The sequence below is a fragment of the Fusobacterium sp. IOR10 genome, from assembly GCF_010367435.1.
Taxonomy (GTDB): domain Bacteria; phylum Fusobacteriota; class Fusobacteriia; order Fusobacteriales; family Fusobacteriaceae; genus Fusobacterium_B.
Window position 1 is genome coordinate 58,006 of the sequence record NZ_WJWY01000007.1, and the last position, 18,880, is coordinate 76,885.

General features: G+C 26.9%; 19 protein-coding genes. 6 read left to right on the forward strand and 13 right to left on the reverse strand.

What is annotated here, in order from left to right; translation table 11 throughout:
* Position 1 precedes the first annotated feature (1 nt).
* The 7 genes from cbiE to GIL12_RS03120 are packed head-to-tail and all read right to left on the reverse strand — an operon-like array spanning position 2 to position 6,604.
* A complete protein-coding gene (gene cbiE, locus GIL12_RS03090) occupies positions 2–625 on the reverse strand; it encodes a precorrin-6y C5,15-methyltransferase (decarboxylating) subunit CbiE (RefSeq protein WP_163468891.1) in 624 nt (207 codons plus the stop codon).
* Positions 622–1,746 carry a cobalt-precorrin-5B (C(1))-methyltransferase CbiD gene (cbiD, locus tag GIL12_RS03095; RefSeq protein WP_163468892.1) on the reverse strand — a complete coding sequence of 375 codons (1,125 nt, stop codon included), beginning with the start codon at positions 1,744–1,746 and terminating at the stop codon, positions 622–624. Before cbiD ends, cbiE begins: the two co-directional genes overlap by 4 nt.
* On the reverse strand, positions 1,746–2,393 hold the full coding sequence (locus tag GIL12_RS03100) for a precorrin-8X methylmutase (RefSeq protein ID WP_163468893.1): 648 nt from the start codon (positions 2,391–2,393) through the stop codon (positions 1,746–1,748). The genes cbiD and GIL12_RS03100 overlap by 1 nt, the downstream gene beginning before the upstream one ends.
* Positions 2,390–3,733 carry a cobyrinate a,c-diamide synthase gene (locus GIL12_RS03105; RefSeq protein WP_163468894.1) on the reverse strand — a complete coding sequence of 448 codons (1,344 nt, stop codon included), beginning with the start codon at positions 3,731–3,733 and terminating at the stop codon, positions 2,390–2,392. The genes GIL12_RS03100 and GIL12_RS03105 overlap by 4 nt, the downstream gene beginning before the upstream one ends.
* Complete coding sequence (gene cobD, locus GIL12_RS03110; RefSeq protein WP_163468895.1) at positions 3,730–4,788, reverse strand: threonine-phosphate decarboxylase CobD; 1,059 nt, start codon at positions 4,786–4,788, stop codon at positions 3,730–3,732. The genes GIL12_RS03105 and cobD overlap by 4 nt, the downstream gene beginning before the upstream one ends.
* A gap of 12 nt (positions 4,789–4,800) precedes the next feature.
* A complete protein-coding gene (cbiB, locus tag GIL12_RS03115) occupies positions 4,801–5,742 on the reverse strand; it encodes an adenosylcobinamide-phosphate synthase CbiB (RefSeq protein WP_163468896.1) in 942 nt (313 codons plus the stop codon).
* Between the two features lie 4 nt (positions 5,743–5,746).
* The gene (locus GIL12_RS03120; RefSeq protein ID WP_163468897.1) at positions 5,747–6,604 is read right to left on the reverse strand and encodes a cobyric acid synthase; all 858 of its coding nucleotides are present in this window, start codon (positions 6,602–6,604) and stop codon (positions 5,747–5,749) included.
* Between the two features lie 172 nt (positions 6,605–6,776).
* Here GIL12_RS03120 and GIL12_RS03125 point away from each other — a divergent pair, with 172 nt between their 5' ends.
* The 6 genes from GIL12_RS03125 to GIL12_RS03150 all read left to right on the forward strand — a co-directional run bounded on the left by GIL12_RS03125 (position 6,777) and on the right by GIL12_RS03150 (position 10,058).
* The gene (locus tag GIL12_RS03125) at positions 6,777–7,223 is read left to right on the forward strand and encodes a hypothetical protein (RefSeq protein ID WP_163468898.1); all 447 of its coding nucleotides are present in this window, start codon (positions 6,777–6,779) and stop codon (positions 7,221–7,223) included.
* A 91-nt stretch (positions 7,224–7,314) separates the two neighbouring features.
* Positions 7,315–7,992 (forward strand): response regulator transcription factor, encoded by a 678-nt coding sequence (locus GIL12_RS03130; protein WP_163468899.1) that lies wholly within the window; start codon positions 7,315–7,317, stop codon positions 7,990–7,992.
* On the forward strand, positions 7,976–8,632 hold the full coding sequence (locus GIL12_RS03135) for a HAMP domain-containing protein (protein ID WP_163468900.1): 657 nt from the start codon (positions 7,976–7,978) through the stop codon (positions 8,630–8,632). Before GIL12_RS03130 ends, GIL12_RS03135 begins: the two co-directional genes overlap by 17 nt.
* A 51-nt stretch (positions 8,633–8,683) precedes the next feature.
* Positions 8,684–9,307 (forward strand): cell wall metabolism sensor histidine kinase WalK, encoded by a 624-nt coding sequence (locus GIL12_RS03140; RefSeq protein ID WP_255461021.1) that lies wholly within the window; start codon positions 8,684–8,686, stop codon positions 9,305–9,307.
* A gap of 99 nt (positions 9,308–9,406) precedes the next feature.
* Entirely contained in the window at positions 9,407–9,622 is a 216-nt protein-coding gene (locus GIL12_RS03145; protein WP_163468902.1) for a DUF5320 domain-containing protein, read from the forward strand.
* A gap of 79 nt (positions 9,623–9,701) precedes the next feature.
* The gene (locus GIL12_RS03150) at positions 9,702–10,058 is read left to right on the forward strand and encodes a DUF134 domain-containing protein (protein WP_163468903.1); all 357 of its coding nucleotides are present in this window, start codon (positions 9,702–9,704) and stop codon (positions 10,056–10,058) included.
* A 24-nt stretch (positions 10,059–10,082) separates the two neighbouring features.
* Here GIL12_RS03150 and GIL12_RS03155 read toward each other — a convergent pair whose 3' ends face one another.
* From GIL12_RS03155 to GIL12_RS03180, 6 genes are all read right to left on the reverse strand, one after another.
* A complete protein-coding gene (locus tag GIL12_RS03155; RefSeq protein ID WP_163468904.1) occupies positions 10,083–11,465 on the reverse strand; it encodes a sigma-54-dependent Fis family transcriptional regulator in 1,383 nt (460 codons plus the stop codon).
* Between the two features lie 135 nt (positions 11,466–11,600).
* A complete protein-coding gene (locus GIL12_RS03160) occupies positions 11,601–12,743 on the reverse strand; it encodes an acyl-CoA dehydrogenase family protein (protein WP_163468905.1) in 1,143 nt (380 codons plus the stop codon).
* Between the two features lie 51 nt (positions 12,744–12,794).
* Positions 12,795–13,571, reverse strand: a complete 777-nt coding sequence (locus GIL12_RS03165) for an enoyl-CoA hydratase-related protein (protein WP_163468906.1) — start codon at positions 13,569–13,571, stop codon at positions 12,795–12,797.
* Positions 13,572–13,600: 29 nt separating this feature from the next.
* Entirely contained in the window at positions 13,601–14,908 is a 1,308-nt protein-coding gene (locus GIL12_RS03170) for a GntP family permease (protein ID WP_163468907.1), read from the reverse strand.
* A gap of 14 nt (positions 14,909–14,922) precedes the next feature.
* A complete protein-coding gene (locus GIL12_RS03175; RefSeq protein ID WP_163468908.1) occupies positions 14,923–16,476 on the reverse strand; it encodes an acyl CoA:acetate/3-ketoacid CoA transferase in 1,554 nt (517 codons plus the stop codon).
* Between the two features lie 262 nt (positions 16,477–16,738).
* Positions 16,739–18,853, reverse strand: coding sequence for an EAL domain-containing protein (locus GIL12_RS03180; protein ID WP_163468909.1), 2,115 nt, complete (start codon positions 18,851–18,853; stop codon positions 16,739–16,741).
* Positions 18,854–18,880 lie beyond the last annotated feature (27 nt).

The window sequence follows — 18,880 nt, forward strand, 5'->3', positions numbered from 1 at the left end:
ATTACTCCTTTTTTAAAATTAATACATTCATTTCATAGTCCCTTATGTATTCTTTTAAATTATTAATTTTAAATCTTTCTATTTTTTCATTGTCATAGGATAAATTTTCTCCTATAATCATTTCAATATTAAAATATTCCTTTTCGTATAGTATCTCTCCAATATGTTTAGGAGTATTATTCTTATCTGTTAATAATACTATTCCTTTTTTACTTTTATCTAGTTTGCTAATGAAATCTAATTTCCTTCCATGCATACTATATAAGTTATAATATTCCCAAGTTTCACCTATTTTTGAAAACAAATATTGAAAGGATGAAATCCCTGGGATAATATTTTCAATTTCTTTTTCATAAAATCTTCTTAAATATGAAACTAAACTGTAAAAACCTGTATCCCCAGAAACAATAAAACATATTTTTTTCTCTATGTTTTTATCCACATAGTCCTTCATATGAGCTAATTTTTTCAATGTATATAGTTCTTGAAATGTTAATAAGGGAGAAATATCCTTTAGTTGTCTTTCTCCCCCTATAATTATATCTGAAGCAATTAATTTTTTTTTAGCTATTCCAGTTATATAATCTAAATTTCCCACACCTAAACCTACAATATCTATACTCATTTTTTTACCTCTTCAACTAATTTATAAAAATTATCACTGTAACCTAATATTTCCTCTTTAAAAGAAAATAACAATACTTCACACTCTATAACATTTGTTTTTAAATAATTTTTTATTTTTTCTGAAATTTTATTTGAAATTTTATAAAAAAATTCTTTTTTTTCTATATAATTACAAGCTTCTTCAACTGTATTAGAGTTTAATATATTCATGACATTTTCCTTTGATTCCCCATTTAAAAAAGCGTTTGCTCCCATAATTTCCATTCTAGCATCTGCTACTTTACTATGAGTATTGAAAATTCCACCAGCTATTTTTACTCCTTTTCCAATATGCCCCACAAGAATTATTTTTTTGTATCCTAATTCTTCAGCTACTTCTAACATATATCCAATATAGTTACTAATTACTATTAAATTAGAAGCCTGTAATCCTATTTCTTCACAATATTTCTTTCCATAATTTCCAAAAACAAATACCACATAATCCTTATCGCTATTTTCTTTTAATACCTTCATCTCAATATATAAAGAATCTTTCAAAGCCTCTTCACTCATTGGATTTAAAATTCCTGTGGAACCTAAAATTGAAATTCCCCCAACTATTCCCAATTTAGGATTAAAAGTTTTTTTGCTTTTTTCCAAACCCTCTGGAATATATATTTTTATTTCAAAATAAAGATCATTTTTGTCATCTAATATTGATTCTATAGCTAGTTCCATCATCTTTAAAGGTCCTGGATTAATTGCATATTTCCCGACTTCACATCTAAGACCTTTTTTAGTAACTTTCCCAATCCCTCTTCCACAAGTAATAAGAGTGTTTCCAATTATATAACCTGCACTATCTTTTTTTAATTTCGTTACTTTTTTTATTCTTACAAAAATTTCAATTCCATCAGTTACATCAGGATCATCCCCTGAATATTTTTTTACTGAGGAAGTTACAAAATTATTTCTCTTTCTTAACCTTGAAATAGGAATATTTATCTTTTTGTTATTTAAAGACTGTAGCTGAACATTTTCTAATTTTCTATCATCTAACAGATAGTTTAGCCCTGCAATTATAGCTGCTGTACAACAGCTACCTGTTGTATAACCAGATTTTAGTTTTTTTCCCATTAAAATCCCTCTCTTTTATACAATTGATACAGTATTCCATGAAGAATTGATACTGTTACAGTACTCCCTCCCTTTCTTCCATCAATTGTTATATATGGAATATTTGTATCTTTAAAATTCTCCTTTGCTTCTGCAGCTCCGACAAATCCAACAGGAACTCCAACCACTAATAATGGTTTTTCAATTTCTCCACTAACAATCATCTCTTTTAATTTATACAAAGCTGTTGGAGCATTTCCTATTAAAAATATTTTCGTTTCTTTTTCCTTTGCAGCCTTTTCTATTCCAACAATAGAACGAGTAACTTCTCTTTCCTTTGCTTCTTTAGCAACTTGTTCATCTCTTACTAAACAATAGGCTTCACAATTAAATTTTTCTAAAATTTTTCTGCTTAATCCATTAACAATCATATTTGTATCACAATATATTTTACATCCTAATTCTAAGGCTTTTTTTCCTTGAGAAATAGGATTATTTATAAACTTTATTAAATCAGCATATTCAAAATCAGCTGTTGTATGAATTACTCTTTTTACAATTTTAAGTTCTTCCTCTGTGAAATTATTCCCTCTTTCTCCTAACTCTTCAGTTATAATTTGAAAACTTTTTTTTTCTATACTTTCAGGAATTTTAATATATTTTTTCATTTTGACTCCTTTGCTTTATTTAATAAATCAAAAATTATATCTTGGCTTTTGAAAAAATGAATGTGAGGATAGCCACATAAAACATTTTTAACATGAAATCCACAAGTCCAATTTCTACCATCTGGTTTTCTTATCTTAAATTCTTTTCTTATATTTTCATCTGAACTTATTATCTCTGAATAATGAAATTCATGACCTCTACCCTTAAATTTTCCATTATATTCTATATCAATATATCCAAATCTTTTTATATTTAATCTATTTTTCATTTTTATATTACTACCAGATATTCCAACAAAATCATACTTCTTACCATCTAAAGTTTCTAGGGTATCAGATAAATATATAAATCCTCCACACTCTCCATATATAACTCCATTTTTATTAAAAAAATCCCTTATTGAATTAATCATACTTTTATTTTCAGATAGTTCCTTAGAATAATTTTCAGGATATCCCCCTCCAAAATATAGCATGTTAATATCTTTTGGTATTTTTTTATCATGAACAGGGGAGAAATAAATTATTTCAATACCTAGTTCTTCTAAAAATTCTATATTATCATTATAATAAAATGAAAAAGCCTCATCCTTTGCTATTGCAATTTTCATCCCAGTGTATTCATTCTTTTTCTTTTCCATTATTTCTTGTAAGAAAAAATTGTCTTTCATTTCTTTTATTTTTGAAATATTGTATATATAATCTAAGTCTATGGTCTCTTTCATTTGTTTACTAATTTTTTCAACTTTAATATCTAAATCCTTTATTTCTTGTGCTTGCATAAGACCTAAATGTCTTTCTTCTATCCCTATATTTTCAATATTTAGCATATAACCAATACACTTAATATCACAATATTTTTCTATTGATTCTTTTAAAATATCATAAGTTTTTTTACTAGATATTTTATTAATAATAACTCCCTTTAATTTTACCCTTCTATCTAAATCTCTGTATCCTAAAACTTCAGCTGCAATACTGGTGCTTATCTTTCTTCCGTCAACTACAAGTATCACTGGTAAATCAAGTATTCTACCTATATGAGCTGAACTTCCATTGTCTAATTCAACACCTCTTCCATCATATAAGCCCATTACCCCTTCAACAATTGAAATTTCTTTTGAATTTTTTAAAAATGTTCTTTTTATTCCCTTTTCACCCATTAAAATATAATCTAAATTATAACTTTTATTTGAAGTAACATATTCATGAAACTTACCATCAATATAATCTGGGCCAACTTTAAAAGGAGAAACATTCTTAAAACATTTCATTAATCCCATAGCTATAGTAGTTTTACCAACTCCACTTCTTACTCCTGCTATTAAAAATCCTCTCATTTTAATACCTCTTTTATTATTTTTAAAACCTTTCTATTTTTTTCTCTATCTTTTATGGCAAATCTTACATATTTGTCATCTAAAAATCTAAAATTTGAAGCGTTTCTCACTAATATTCCTTTTTCTATCATTAGTTTACAAAAAATTTCTGCTCTGATTTCCTCTAGCCTAACTAATATAAAATTTGAGTTACTTCTATAAACTTTTATTTTATTTATTTCTTTTAATTTTTCATAAAACCATATTTTTTCCTCTAATATCCATTTTTTAGTTTTATCTATATACTGAGTATCTTTTAATATTATCTTTCCAGCTAAATCAGCAAAGGCATTTACACTCCAAGGCTCCCTTATATTTTCTATTTTGTTTAGAATATTATAATCATAAGTAATTCCATAACCTAATCTTATACCAGGAAGAGCAAAAAACTTGGTTAATGCTCTAAGTATGAATATATTATCACTTTTTAAATTTATTAAGCTTTTATTCTCCCAATCATCTATAAATTCAATAAAACATTCATCTATGAATATTCTTGTTTTAACTTTTTCCAAATGATTATTAAGTTTTAATAATTCTTCTTTTCCCATAAAACTTCCAGTTGGATTATTTGGATTACATAAAACTAGTAAATCATAACTTGTAGCTTCTTGTTTTAACTTTTCCATATCCAGTATAAAATTATTAACTTCATCAAGTTTAAAAAAACTAATTTCAGCATCAAGATCTTTTAAAGATCTTTCATATTCTGCAAAAGTAGGAGAAACTATTAAGACTTTTTTAGGTTTTAAAGCTTTCATATACAAAAATAAAATTTCTGTAGCTCCATTTCCTACTATAATATTATCCTTTGATATATTATTATAGTCCCCTATACTTTTTTTTAATCCCACATAATTTATATCTGGATATTTTTCTAAAATATCCAGATTTTCTAAAATACTTTTTTTTAAAGTTTCTGGAACTCCAAAAGGATTGATGTTAGAACTGTAATCTAAAATATCTTCCTTTCCATTTCTTAATAATTTATAAATATTTCCCCCGTGTAAATCCAACTTTTCCCCCTTCTAAATTAAAGATATAGTAAAAAATATCAAAAATGTTATAAATGATGTTGAATATAATAATTTTTTTGCTTTCAATATATCAGAAATTGTAAATTCTTTCAATTTATCACCTATAGTTGGCTTATCATACCATACTCCAAAATATTTTGTTTTACCACCAAATTGAACCCCTAAGGCTCCTGCAAAAGCAGACTCCCCATGGGCTGAATTTGGACTAGCATGATTTTTTCTATCTCTTAAACATATTTTAAAACTATTTTTATAGTCATACCCTGCTAATATTGAAGCTAGAGGAATTAATAACATTCCCCCTAACCTAGCTGGTATTATATTAGCTAAATCGTCAACCTTTGCAGATACCCTTCCAAATTTTAAATATTTTTCGTTTTTATATCCTAACATGGAATCCAAGGTATTAATACTTTTATATGTCATTGCAAAGGGAAGAGCTAAAGAAACTCCTTTAAAATTAAAATAACTTCCCACAAAGGCATAAAACATTGGAGCTATAACCCCATCTATTGAATTTTCAGATATTGTTTCTAAGACACTTCTAACAATATCTCTTTCTTCCATTGTTTCAGTATCTCTGCTAACTAGGTAGGCTAGTTTTTCCTTCGCCTCCTTTAAATCACCTTTTTTTAAAATATAATAAACTCTCATTCCTTCATCAGCTAAACATTTTACTGCCAATGTTGTGTATAATAGTATCACTTCTAATAAAATTGATTTAGAAACAATTAAATAACTTATTATAAAAGTTACAACTATAGTTATTACTGTGGTCACCCCACCAAATACAATCTTATTATTATATTTATATAATTTTTTTTCCAAAAAACTAATTAATTTCCCTATAAATCTAACTGGATGAGGAAACTTTTCAGGATCTCCAAATATTAAATCAAGAATATAAGCTATTAAGAATTTCAAACTAAACATAAATTTATTCTTCTCCTAAAATTTTATAAATTTCATTCATATCTATATTATTTCTCACTAAATTTTCTAATCTATCAAATTGTTCTTCTTTGTATTCTTCATATGTTTTTCCATTTAATTTACTTTCTATGTATTCCCTATCTTTTTTACTATTAAGACTATCTTCTTCTTCTAGATCTATTTCTTCATAAGGAACTATTCCTAAAACTTTAACCCCTGTAATTTTTTCTAATTTTTCAATACCTGACATTAATATATCTTTATTTCCTCTAAATTTGTTTATAATAACCCCTTTTAATCTTTTTTTCTCTTCAGGTTCTAATAAAACTATTGTTCCAACTATAGAGGCAAAAACTCCTCCCCTATCTATATCAGCTACTAAAATAGCTTTAGAATCTATCATCTCTGCCATTCCCATGTTCACAATATCATTGTCTTTAATATTTATTTCAACAGGACTTCCTGCTCCTTCAAGAATACATATTTCAAAATTTTTAAGTTTGTCATATGCTTTAAGAACATCTCCTTTAAATATGTCTTTAGTTTTAGAATAGTCTTTTCCATTCATATCACAATGATGCTTCCCATTTATAAATATATCAATCATATTGTTTCCAAGTGGTTTTAATAAAAGAGGATTCATATACTCTCTTGGTTCTATATTACAGGCTTGAGCTTGTAATAATTGAGCAATTGCAAGTTCAAGTCCACTATTAAGAGTAAAAGAATTTCTTGACATATTTTGAGCCTTAAAGGGAGCTACACTATGTCCATCCTTGTATAAAACTCTACATATTCCTGTTGTTAAAATTGATTTCCCTACTCCTGATGAAGTTCCTAAAATAATTAATTTTTTTTGCATAACTTTCTCCTCTATATTTTATTATTTGAAATTTATATTCAATTGTTTATTAAATATATTATCATTTTTATATGTTTTTATAAAGATTATTTTATCTTGCCATATTTATGACATACTCTAATGATATATTTATAATATAAAAGATACAAAACTAAATAAAGAGGTGATATTTATGAAAAAGAAAAATATTTTAATAGGCTTAACTTTAATTTCTGCATTGTCGTTTGCCCAAGAAAAGAATTTTACTGATAAGGAAAACTTAGATCCAAATTTTAAAATAGAGTGTAATTCTCAAATGATGAATAGAAATAACTCTAGTAACATGATGAACAGGAATAATCCTGATAAAATGATGCAAAGAAAACAAATGAAAAAAGTTGATTTGCCTAAAGATTTAAAACTAAAATTAGACAAAAAAAGAATAACAATGCAAGAGCTTGACCTTTCTGTAAAAAAAATATTATTAGAAGATAATGTAGATTGGAATAAAGTATTAGAAACTAATAAAAAGATTTCTTCTATTCAAGCTGAAATTAGAACATCCCTTCAAAAATTTAGACATAATAAAAAAATAGAACATGATAAACAAATGGAAAATAATAAACAAAAAAATAAATAAAGTACCTTCCTTAAAATAGTGAGAGAATTCTCACTATTTTTTTATTTTTTTGGTATAATAAAGTTATAAGGTTATTTTAAGGGGGAATTATATGGATTTGAAAATATTAATAGTTGAAGATGATTTAAAATTAAAAAGAATTGTGAAAGATTTTCTTTTAAATGAAAATTTTAATATTATAGAGGCAGATAATGGGGAAAAAGCTTTAGATTTATATTTTTCAGATAAACCTGACTTAATAATTTTAGATTTAATGATCCCAAAATTAAATGGATTTGAGGTATTAAGTGAAATTAGAGCTCATAATGAAACTATCCCTATAATTATTCTTACAGCTAAAAGTGAAGAAGAAAATATTTTAAAAGGATACAATCTTAAAGTTAACGAATATATTATCAAACCAGTTAGTATGAAAATATTAGTTGCTAAGGTTAAAGCTTTTTTAAGGGAAAACTTAACTACTAATGAACTTAAATTTAAAGATATTATCTTAAATTTAAAGGAAAGAACTGTTAATATTGAAAATGAATTTATTGATATATCTCAAAAAGAATTTGAAATATTATATTTATTTATAAAAAACAAAAATAAAGTTTTAACAAGGGAACAAATAATCACTTCCCTATGGGGATATGAGTATTCTGGAGGTATCAGGGCTATTGATTCTCAAATAAAACGTCTTAGAAAAAAAATTAACAGAGATTATATTGTAACTGTTAGAGGCCTTGGATATAAAATGAAGGGGGATGACTATGAAAATAAAGAATAAAATTTTTATTTTAACCTCTTCAATAATAACTTTAATTATCTTATCTATTTTTATATTCAATAAATTTTTATTTGAAAATTATTATTTAAAAATAAAGGAAGAGAAACTTTTAGCAATTGTTAAAACCATTAAAAATCCAAGTTATATTGCTGATTTTGAAGATATTCAAGAAAATTATAATATTCAAATTTTTCTTATAAAAAAATCTTTCTTAAAGGATCTTCATTTTGAAATAACTGAAAAAGAATTTGATAGTATTTCAAATAATAAAATAACTATTTCAAAGCTTATAAATGAAAATTCTGAAACAAAAAAACAAATATTAATAGCCACTGACTATAACGAAAATTTAATTTTAATTATAACATCACCATTTAATTCAATAAAAGAGCCAGTTGGAATAATTACTAACTTATATTTAAAATTTCTTTTTGTTTTACTTGTAATTGGTTCTATCCTATCAATAATTCTTTCTAGATTAATAAGTAAGCCTATTGAAAAAATGAGTAAAACAGCTAAAAAAGTTGCCCTTATGGACTTTTCTGAAAATTTCAACTCTAAGTCAAAGGATGAAATTGGAGAATTAGGAAAAAATTTAAATATTATGGAAACAAAACTTAAAGAAAATATAGATTTATAAAAAAAAGATATTGAAAGACAAAGGGAAACTGAAAATTTAAGAAAAGAATTTATTTCCAATATCAGCCATGAACTAAAAACACCTTTAGCTATTATCCAAAATTATTCTGAAGGTTTGATTGAAAATATTGTAAAAACTAAAAAAGATAAAGAAGAATATCTTAATATAATTATTGAAGAAACTAAAACAATGAATGATTTTGTTTCCTCTCTTTTATTTTTATCCCGTTCTGAAAGAAATTATTTAAAATTTTCAAATGATACATTTAAATTAGAAGAAATTTTAAATGTGCTACTACCTAAAATTAAACATATTTATCCTAATATTAATATTTCCTTAAAACTTAAAGACAATCTATTTCACGGGGATAAAGATAAAATAAATATTGTTATAAAAAATCTTTTGGAAAATGCTTGTAAGTATTCCAAAGAAAATGATTTTATTAAAATTTTAATAAAAGATAACTATTTTGAAATTAAAAATCCAAGTAATATCTCTGAAGATGATCTGAAAAATTTATGGATTCCTTTTTATAGAATGGATAAAAATAGAAATAGAAAAAATGGTACTGGCCTTGGACTAGCTATTGTAAAGGAACTTCTAGAAAAACAACACTATAAATTTGGAGTTTATAAAGAAGAAGACAATATAATATTTTGGTTTAAAGAAAATTAAATCCCAAAATTTAAAATTAGTTATTGACATATGCCATTAATAAAGGTATAATTAATTTGTAATTAACATATGTTAAAAATTATTTTAAGGAGGTTTTATATGCCTAGAGGAGACGGAACTGGCCCTATTGGAAATGGACCTATTAATGGAATTTGTTTAAATAGAAACCTTGGTGCTTCTAATTTAAGAGTAAAAAGAAGAGGATTTAATTTTGGTTTTAGACAAGATTATTCTTCTGTTACAAAACAAGACTTGGAACAAGAAAAGGATTTCTTAGAAGCTAGACTAAAAGAAATTGAAGAAATTATCAAATAATTTTAATTGTTGAACATAAATAAGGTGGAATTTATCCACCTTATTTATGTTATAATTATATATAAAAAGGAGGTGTATTATGGCTAGACCTAAAAAATTTAAAAATATATGTGCTCTACCTGAATTTGATAGTTTCAGACAAGGCTCTCCTCTCATGGGTAATTTTTTAGAAACAATTTTAACTTTAGAAGAATATGAAACTATTCGTCTTATTGATTATGAAAGTATGACACAAGAGGAATGTTCTTTTCAAATAGGTGTATCTCGTCCAAGTGTTCAACTTTTATATACCAATGCTAGAAAAAAAATTTCTAATTTTATTGTCAATGGTGGATGTTTGAAAATTGAAGGAGGAAGTTACAAAATTTGTAATCATGAAAATGGAAATTGTAAAAGAAGAGGATGTTATCACAATAAAAATAAAACAGACTTTTAAAACTAAGTTAAAAGTCTGTTTTATTTATTGAATTTCATATTTTTTTATTTTTTTATACAAAGCGCTTCTATGTATTCCTAATTTTTCAGATGCTTCTTTACAATTTTTTGAAGAATTTAACACATTTAAAATAATATTTTTTTCATATTCATTTACTAAAGTTACTAAATTTCCAGATCTATTTTCTATCTGCTTTTCTCTATTGTAAAAAGATAGTTTTGGAGGTAAATCAATTAATTTTATCATTAAATCATCACTTATAGCGTAGGCACTTTTAATAACATTATCCAATTCTCTAATATTTCCTGGCCATTTAAAGGATTCAAGGCATTCTTTCACTTCCTTTGAAAAACCTTTCACTGTTTTATATTCCACATTTAATTTATTTAAAAAATAATCTGCTAATTTTAAAATATCTGATTTTCTTTCGTTTAGATTTGGTAATTCTATCTTTATAACATTTAATCTATAATATAAATCTTCTCTAAATTCTCCAAGTTCAACCATTTTTTCAATGTTTTTCTTAGTTGCTGCTATAATTCTAACATTAATTGGTATAGAATGAATACTTCCAACTGGATCAATTTCATTTTCTTGTAAAACTCTCAACAATTTAACTTGCATTCCCAGTGGCATATCTCCTATTTCATCTAAAAACAACGTTCCTCCACTTGCAATTAAAAATTTACCCTTTTTCCCACCTTTTTTTGCCCCAGTAAAAGCTCCTTCTTCATATCCAAATAATTCACTTTCCAATAAATTTTCAGGAACTGCTCCACAATTAATACTAACCATTGGATGATTTTTCCTATCACTATTTAAATGTATAGCTTTTGCTAAAACTTCCTTTCCTGTTCCTGTACTCCCTGACAAGAAAACTGGAAAATTAGTTTTTGAAGCTTTTATTCCTATTTTTTTTACTTTCATAAAACTATCTGAATCTCCTACCATTGTTTTAAAGGATAAATTAAGTTTATTATTCTTAACATATTCTTCTCTATAATATTTTAATTCAACATAATTTTTCATTAATTTTTGAGCTACATCTAAAGTTTGGATTCTAAATTTAACTTGAGCAACTCCTGCTATAACATTTCCATTCTCATCTTCAACATAGGATCTACTAACTATAGCACCTTTTTCAGCTTCCTTTCCTAAAATATATGTTTGAATTACACATTCTTCACAATATTTTTTTTCCATTACATCAAGCATCATACTATTTGGTATAATATTCAATATTGATTTACCTAGAGCTTCCTCCTCTGTTGTTCCTAAAAAATTGCAATATTTTTCGTTTATATGAATTACATTTCCAGCTCTATCTACCACTATAAATCCATCATCTGTCATTGAAGATAATTGTTCAAAAATTTCTCTATTTAAATTATAATTTTTATGATGCATATTTACTCCTTTTAAACAAAATATTTATATAATTAAAATAATATCTAAGTTTATTTTAATTGTTTTCTTTAAAAAAAGCAACACAAAAAGGCAACTATTTTATAGTTGCCTTTTTGTGTTAATTATTACTCAGTTTTATCTGAAAATTGATCCACTAATAATCAATTTTTGAATTTCATTTGTTCCCTCATAAATTTGAGTTATTTTAGCATCTCTCATCATTCTTTCTACTTCATATTCTCTCATATAACCGTTTCCACCTAGCATTTGAACAGCTTCTGTTGTTACTTTCATTGCTGCATCTGTACATACTAATTTAGCTATTGCTGCTGATTGAGAATATCTTTCTCCCAATGACTTATCTGTAGCTGCTTTATATAGCATCATTTCAGCTTGTAATATTTGAACTTTTAATTCAGCCATTTTAAATGCAAGATATTGATTTTTAAATAATGGTTTTCCAAATTGTTTTCTTTGCATTAAGTATTTTCTAGCTATTTCAAAAGCTCCTTTAGCTATACCTAATCCTTGAGCAGCTACTCCTATTCTTCCTCCATCTAGAGTTTTCATTGCTATTTTAAATCCATCCCCTTCTTTACCAATTAAATTTTCAGCTGGGATTTTACAATTTTCAAATATTATTTCAGATACTTGAGCTGATTTAATTCCACATTTATCTTCAATATGTCCAACTGAACATCCTTCAGTTTTTGTTTCAACTACAAATGCAGATAGTCCCTTTGCACCTATTCCTTCTTCTGTTAAAGCATAAACTACATAATAATCAGCTAATGGTCCATTTGTACTAAAACATTTTAGTCCATTTATAATATAATGATCTCCTTCTTTTTTTGCTGTTGTTATACAACCACCAGCATCTGAACCTGCATTTGGCTCAGTTAATCCAAAAGCTCCAAATGATTCTCCTTTTAAAACTGGAGTTAAGAATTTTTTCTTTTGTTCTTCTGTTGCTCCAGAAGCCATTATTGATCCAGCATAAAGTGAAGTACTTACAGAATATGAAATCCCCATAGCTCCGTCAACTTTTGATATTTCTTCAACTGCAATTGCGTAAGCCATGTAGTCTTCCCCAGATCCTCCATACTCTTTTGGATAAGGTAAACCTATAATACCCATTTTCCCCATTTCTTTGTATAATTCAACGTCAAATTCACCTGTTTTATCTCTTTCTATTGCCCCTGGTGCTAATTTATTTTCTGCAAATTCTCTTACCATCTTTTGAATAAATTGTTGTTTTTCTGTTAATTTAAAGTCCATTGTTCCTCCTAATTATTTAAGTTATTTTTATTTTTATTTTTACTTCTATTTCTAGAAATTCTTAAAACTAGCTTTTCTTTTATTTAAAAAGGCTTCCATTCCTTCCTTTTGATCTTCAGTTGAAAAACATAATCCAAACATATCTGCTTCATATTTGTAAGCTGATTCTGTATCCATATTCATTCCGTCATTTACTGCTGCTTTAGCAAGAGATACTCCAAACATTCCTTTAGACATTATCTTTCTCGCTATTTTTTCAGTTTCTATCATTAATTCTTCATGTTTTACTACTTTATTTGCAAGACCTATTTCATAAGCTCTTTTTGCATCTATCATATCTGTTGTGAAAATTAATTCCTTTGCAATTCCTTTTCCAACTAATCTTGGTAATCTTTGAGTTCCTGCAAAACCTGGTAAAATTCCTAAATTAACTTCTGGTTGTCCAAATTTAGCCTTTTCAGATGCTACTCTTAAATCACAAGCCATTGATAATTCACATCCTCCTCCTAGGGCATATCCATTAACTGCTGCTATAACAACTTGTGGCATATGTTCTATCTTAGAGAAAACTTTTTGAGCTTTTCTAGCTAATTCTCTTCCTTGCATAGCATTAAGAACGTGCATTTCAGCTATATCTGCTCCTGCAACAAAGGCTTTTTCCCCTGAACCAGTTACTATAACCACTTTTATATCTTTTCTTTTTTCAATACCATCTATTACTTCACCTAATTCTTCTATAGTTGCGGAATTTAAAGCGTTTAAAGCTTTTGGTCTATTAATAGTTACAAACATTACTCCATCTTTTTCTTCAAATAATACATTTTCCATTTTGATTCCTCCTAATAGTTATTTTATAATTATAAGCCCATATTTGCTAAAGGAATAAATATTCCTAGAGTTAAAAATGGTATTAAAATCTGAGTTATTGCTATATCATAATATGCTTCTTTATGTGTTAATTTACATATACCTAGTAATGTTATTTGAGCACCTTGATGTGGTAGTGTGTCAAGTGTTCCAGCTGCTATTGCTCCTATTCTATGTACATATTGAAGATTTATTCCCATTTTCACAAATGTACTTGTTAATGCATCAAAGGCTACTCCCATACCACCTGAAGCTGAACCACAAGCCCCTGCACAAACTGCAACTGTTATTGCTACAAATAGCATTGGAGACACATTCCAATTTTTAAGTCCTTCAATTAAATCACTAAAACCTTGAGTATTTTTAACTACTCCTCCAAATCCAACTACAATAGCTGTATTTAATATAGCTACCCCTGAATCTGCTGCTCCTTTATTAAAAACATTTACCCAACCTTCTATACTAGAAACTTTTCTAAACATTAGTACTGCTGCTAAAACTGTTCCTATTAGTACTGAAGTTTCAACTGGTAATTTTATAAGATTAAAGGAAACCAATATTGTTACAATTGGTAAAAAAGCTATAAGGGGATGAGGTAAATCATCTGATCCATTTTCTTTTATTTCCTCATCTGTTAACTGATATTTCAACGATTTATCATTGAATAATCTTCCTCTTTTTGTAAATTTTCTAGCTCTCCATTCAAGCCAAAGAAATATCATTAGAAATTCTCCAATAGTGGCTACAATTGAAGGAACAAGAGCAGCTGTTGAAGGTGTTCCTAAACTTGTCATTGCAATTACGTTTTGTATTGAAGGTGATCCTGGGGCTGTCATTGACCATGTCCAACATCCTGAGGATATTGCTGCTGGAATAAGCATTCTAGTTATATTTGCTTTTCTAAACATTTGAAGAGCTATAGGATAAATAACAAAGAAAACTACAAATCCACTTACCCCTCCAAATGTTAATATTCCAGTTATACACATAACTAATGGAACAACAAATTTATCTCCAGACATCTTGCTTAAAAATCTAGCTATTGATTCTGCTGCTCCAGTAAATTGATAAACTGCTCCAAACAAAGCACCTATAAAAAATATTAAAAAGTACTTTGTTATATATGAAGATGCTGCTGGCATAAATTGATTCTTTAAATTTTCTAAAACTGGTAATCTATAACCTACAATAACGAAAATAGAAACTAACGGAGCTAAAATTAATGCACTTATTTGTCTAAATGCTAATACCCCAAACAATATCAAAGCAGCTAACAAAATAAAAATACCTACATTCATTTTTTACCTCCATTTTATTTTTTCAATCCCATTATTTCATCTCTAAAAATCCTTTCATCCATAGTTTTAACTGTGCCATCAACTTTAGGAACAAATCCCATTAAATCAATTATTTGACTTTGAATATCTATTCCTGGAGCTACTTCAATTAAATAAACTCCATCTTCTCTTAATTCAAAAACTGCTCTTTCAGTGATATATTTAACAGGCTGCTTAATTTTATTTGCATATTCTCCACTAAATGTAATATGTTCTACTTCCTCAACAAATTTTACTTTTCTTCCCTCTTCTAAAATAATTAATTTTCCATCTTCAACTTTAGTTTTTAATCCACCTGCTGTAAAAGTTCCACAGAAATAAGTTTTTTTAGCATTTTGAGTTATATTGATAAATCCTCCACATCCTGCTATTCTTGGGCCAAATTTTGAAACATTAATATTTCCATTTTTATCTGCCTCTGCTAATCCCAAGAAAGCTAAGTCAATTCCACCTCCATCATAGAAATCAAATTGATAAGGTTGATCTAATATACATTCAGGATTTACTGCTCCTCCAAAACGACTACCACCTTGTGGTATTCCTCCAATTGCTCCAGCCTCAACTGTAAGAGTGAAATATTCACCTATTCCCTCTTCATTTGCAACTGATGAAATATATTCTGGAACTCCTATTCCCAAATTAACAACTGTATTTTCAGTTAATTCCATTGCAGCTCTTCTTCCAATAATTTTTTTAGTACTCATTTTTGGAGATTCTATGCTGTTTAAAGGAATTACTACCTCCCCTGTCATTGATGGGTCAAATGAGCATCCAAAACATTGCTCATGGTCTTCTGGCTTAGCAATTACAACTGCATCTACATATATTCTAGGTATTTTTACTAGCCTAGGATCTAAAGTTCCATTCTTAACTATTTTTTCAACTTGAACTATAACTATTCCACCATTATTTTTTGTAGCCTGAGCTGCAGAAGTTGCTTCTAATGTTGCCACTTCTCTTTCTAAACTAATATTTCCAGATTCATCTGAATAACTTCCTCTAATGAAACAAACATCTATGGGAATAGCATTATAAAATAACTTTTCTTCCCCATGTATTTCCATTAATTCAACTAAATCTTCTTTTGTTACATCATTTAACTTTCCACCTGAAATTCTAGGATCCACATAGGTATTTAAACCAACATGTGTTAAAATTCCTGGCTTTTTAGCTGCTGTATCTCTTAATAATTGACACAATGTTCCTTGAGGAAAATTATAGGCTTCTATTTTATTTTCCAATGCCAATTTTCCCATTTCAGGAATCATATTCCAATGTCCCCCAACAACTCTTCTTACCATACCCTCATGAGCATAGTGGTCTGTTTGACTACCATCTCTATTTCCTTGACCTGCTGCAAAATAAACAAATAAATTTTTGGGTGTTCCTGTTTCTAAAAATCTTTTTTCTGCAGCTTTATTTAAAGCTTCTGGAGCATTTACTCCTACAAAGCCACCAATAAATAGTGTTTCTTCATCTTTTATTAAGTTAGCTGCTTCTTCTGCTGTTATAATTGAAACTGATTTCATTTTTATCACCCTTGCCCCTTCATCATTTATATTTTTCATGTATTAAAAGTATAAGCAAAATATAGGCCAATATTTAAAATAAGATATAATCAATATTAAATAAATTTATTCACTTTTTTTGTCTCTATTTGGAGAATTTTTTATAAAAAAATAGACAGAAAGTATTTTTTCCGTCTATTTTAATTATTATATTATTGTCAGTGTATGTTTTAGATAAAAAGGACTAAACCTTCATAAAGATTTAGTCCTTTTTGTTTTTTATTTATATTACTTTTTCTATATTTTCATATGAAAATAATAGAATTGATTTCAACTGTGTTATTTCAAGTGGAATTACTCTCACTTGAATTTTAAAATAATCATTTAAATTATTTAAATTTTTCAATCTCAACTCCGTTAGAAGACCTTTATTTGTGGAAACTACTTCATTAAGATTTTCTTTTGTTTCAAAAATATCATCCTCATGAACCAATTTAAATAAATTTAAATTTTTATCATATATCATCTCACTGGTAATATTCATTCTTTTAAAAAATCTTTTATTTGCTCTTATTGTTGATAAATTTCCATTGGAATATTCCTGAACTGAAAGAACTGACATTTCACTTTCAAAAATTTTACTAAATTGAGAATTTGGATTTAATATCTCTTCTATCTCTATTAGAGGGATAAATTTATTTTTAAAATCATTACCTATATTTAAAATTTCTTTTTTATTTCTATTTTCAATTAAATATTTCTCAAAATCATCCTTTGGCATAGGTTTAGCAAAATAATATCCTTGACCATAGGTATATCCTATACTTTTCAGATAATTAACCTGCTCTATAGTTTCAACCCCTTCAACTATCAAAGATAAATCTAACCACTTTCCTAATCCCACAACAAAATTTAATATTCCTATATTGTTTTTTGTTTTTGATGAAGTTTCTAAAAATTTAATATCTAATTTTAAAATATCAATAGGTAACTCTTCTAGCATATTTAGAGAAGAATATCCACTACCAAAGTCATCCATTTCTATGTTAAACCCTATTTTTTTTAAATTTTTAACAACTGTTATTAATTGTTTAGAATTTTCTGTATAAGAGGTTTCTGTTATTTCTAAACTAATATATTCTATAGGTACTTCATATTTATTAATTATAACCATCATCATTTTTATTAAATTAGGATTATATATGTCAACTCTAGATAAATTAATTGAAATTCTTATTGGTTTTACACCTCTATCTATCCAATTTTTTAATTTAGAGCATACTTCCTCTAACACAAACATATCAATGTTTGTTATAAATCCATTTTTTTCAAATAATGGTATAAATCTATTTGGAGTTATAAATCCAAGGTCCTTGTGCACCCATCTAATCAAAGCTTCTGCTCCTACAACTTCCCCTGTTATTAAATTTGATTTTGGTTGTAAATATACTTTAAAATCTTTATTTTTTAAAGATTCTTCCATACAATTTAATAACTCTTGTTCTGCTTTAATTTTTTCTATTAACTTTTCATCATAGCGAGAATAAAGCATGTTGTATTTTCCCTTTATTGAATCTATTGCTAACTTAACTCTATCACACATGATGCTTATTGGAACTTTCTTATTATTTATTTGATATACTCCAAAATGTATTGAAATTTCTATATTTAAATTATATGCTTTTATTTCTCTTTCAATTTCATATAAAATATTTATATAATCTGCATCTCTATTTATAAATATATAAAATTGATCTGCTACAGCTCTAGAACATACAACTTCATAATCTCCGAATTTCTTTTCAATTAATTTAGCTATAAATTCTAATAACCTATCCCCTTCTTTCATTCCAAAAATATCATTAACTAATTTAAATCTTTCTATATTTAAACCTATCAAATCAAAATCAGCTTTTGAATCTTTTAAATATTTTTCCACATATCCAAAGAAAGCTTCCTTTGTATATAAATTTGTTAAACTATCTTTTTCTAAAGTATTTACTAATAAAGAATTTTGTATTAGTTCAATAATATTTTTAATTCTATGTTTTATTATTATTGGATTATATGGCTTAGGTAGAAAATCTGAGGCACCTAATGAGAGGGCTTCTATTTCTGTGTCCACATCATTTTGTTGTGTCATAACAATTACTGGAAGACTTGAAAAAACTCTATCCCTTTGATGAATTTTTAAAAACTCAAATCCATCCATAACAGGCATAACTAAATCTAATAAAATAGTAGCTATTTTATTATTTTCAGAACGAATAATATCTAGAGCCTCTTGCCCATTATTTGCTGACAAAACATTATAATCTTTTTCTAATATTTTCTCTAATATTTTTATGTTTATTTCATTATCATCAACTACTAATATCGTGTGTTTTTTACTAACCATAACTTCCCCTCCATACAAAGCAACCCT

Excerpts from the sequence above, each read along its gene's own strand:
- GIL12_RS03160 (WP_163468905.1), bottom strand. The coding sequence starts at position 12,743 with ATGGACTTTAAATTAACAGAAAAACAACAATTTATTCAAAAGATGGTA.
- GIL12_RS03120 (WP_163468897.1), bottom strand. The coding sequence starts at position 6,604 with ATGCAAAAAAAATTAATTATTTTAGGAACTTCATCAGGAGTAGGGAAA.
- cbiE (WP_163468891.1), bottom strand. The coding sequence starts at position 625 with ATGAGTATAGATATTGTAGGTTTAGGTGTGGGAAATTTAGATTATATA.
- cbiB (WP_163468896.1), bottom strand. The coding sequence starts at position 5,742 with ATGTTTAGTTTGAAATTCTTAATAGCTTATATTCTTGATTTAATATTT.
- GIL12_RS03130 (WP_163468899.1), top strand. The coding sequence starts at position 7,315 with ATGGATTTGAAAATATTAATAGTTGAAGATGATTTAAAATTAAAAAGA.
- GIL12_RS03100 (WP_163468893.1), bottom strand. The coding sequence starts at position 2,393 with ATGAAAAAATATATTAAAATTCCTGAAAGTATAGAAAAAAAAAGTTTT.
- GIL12_RS03105 (WP_163468894.1), bottom strand. The coding sequence starts at position 3,733 with ATGAGAGGATTTTTAATAGCAGGAGTAAGAAGTGGAGTTGGTAAAACT.
- GIL12_RS03170 (WP_163468907.1), bottom strand. The coding sequence starts at position 14,908 with ATGAATGTAGGTATTTTTATTTTGTTAGCTGCTTTGATATTGTTTGGG.
- GIL12_RS03135 (WP_163468900.1), top strand. The coding sequence starts at position 7,976 with ATGAAAATAAAGAATAAAATTTTTATTTTAACCTCTTCAATAATAACT.
- GIL12_RS03155 (WP_163468904.1), bottom strand. The coding sequence starts at position 11,465 with ATGCATCATAAAAATTATAATTTAAATAGAGAAATTTTTGAACAATTA.
- GIL12_RS03125 (WP_163468898.1), top strand. The coding sequence starts at position 6,777 with ATGAAAAAGAAAAATATTTTAATAGGCTTAACTTTAATTTCTGCATTG.
- cbiD (WP_163468892.1), bottom strand. The coding sequence starts at position 1,746 with ATGGGAAAAAAACTAAAATCTGGTTATACAACAGGTAGCTGTTGTACA.
- GIL12_RS03150 (WP_163468903.1), top strand. The coding sequence starts at position 9,702 with ATGGCTAGACCTAAAAAATTTAAAAATATATGTGCTCTACCTGAATTT.
- GIL12_RS03165 (WP_163468906.1), bottom strand. The coding sequence starts at position 13,571 with ATGGAAAATGTATTATTTGAAGAAAAAGATGGAGTAATGTTTGTAACT.
- GIL12_RS03180 (WP_163468909.1), bottom strand. The coding sequence starts at position 18,853 with ATGGTTAGTAAAAAACACACGATATTAGTAGTTGATGATAATGAAATA.
- GIL12_RS03175 (WP_163468908.1), bottom strand. The coding sequence starts at position 16,476 with ATGAAATCAGTTTCAATTATAACAGCAGAAGAAGCAGCTAACTTAATA.
- GIL12_RS03145 (WP_163468902.1), top strand. The coding sequence starts at position 9,407 with ATGCCTAGAGGAGACGGAACTGGCCCTATTGGAAATGGACCTATTAAT.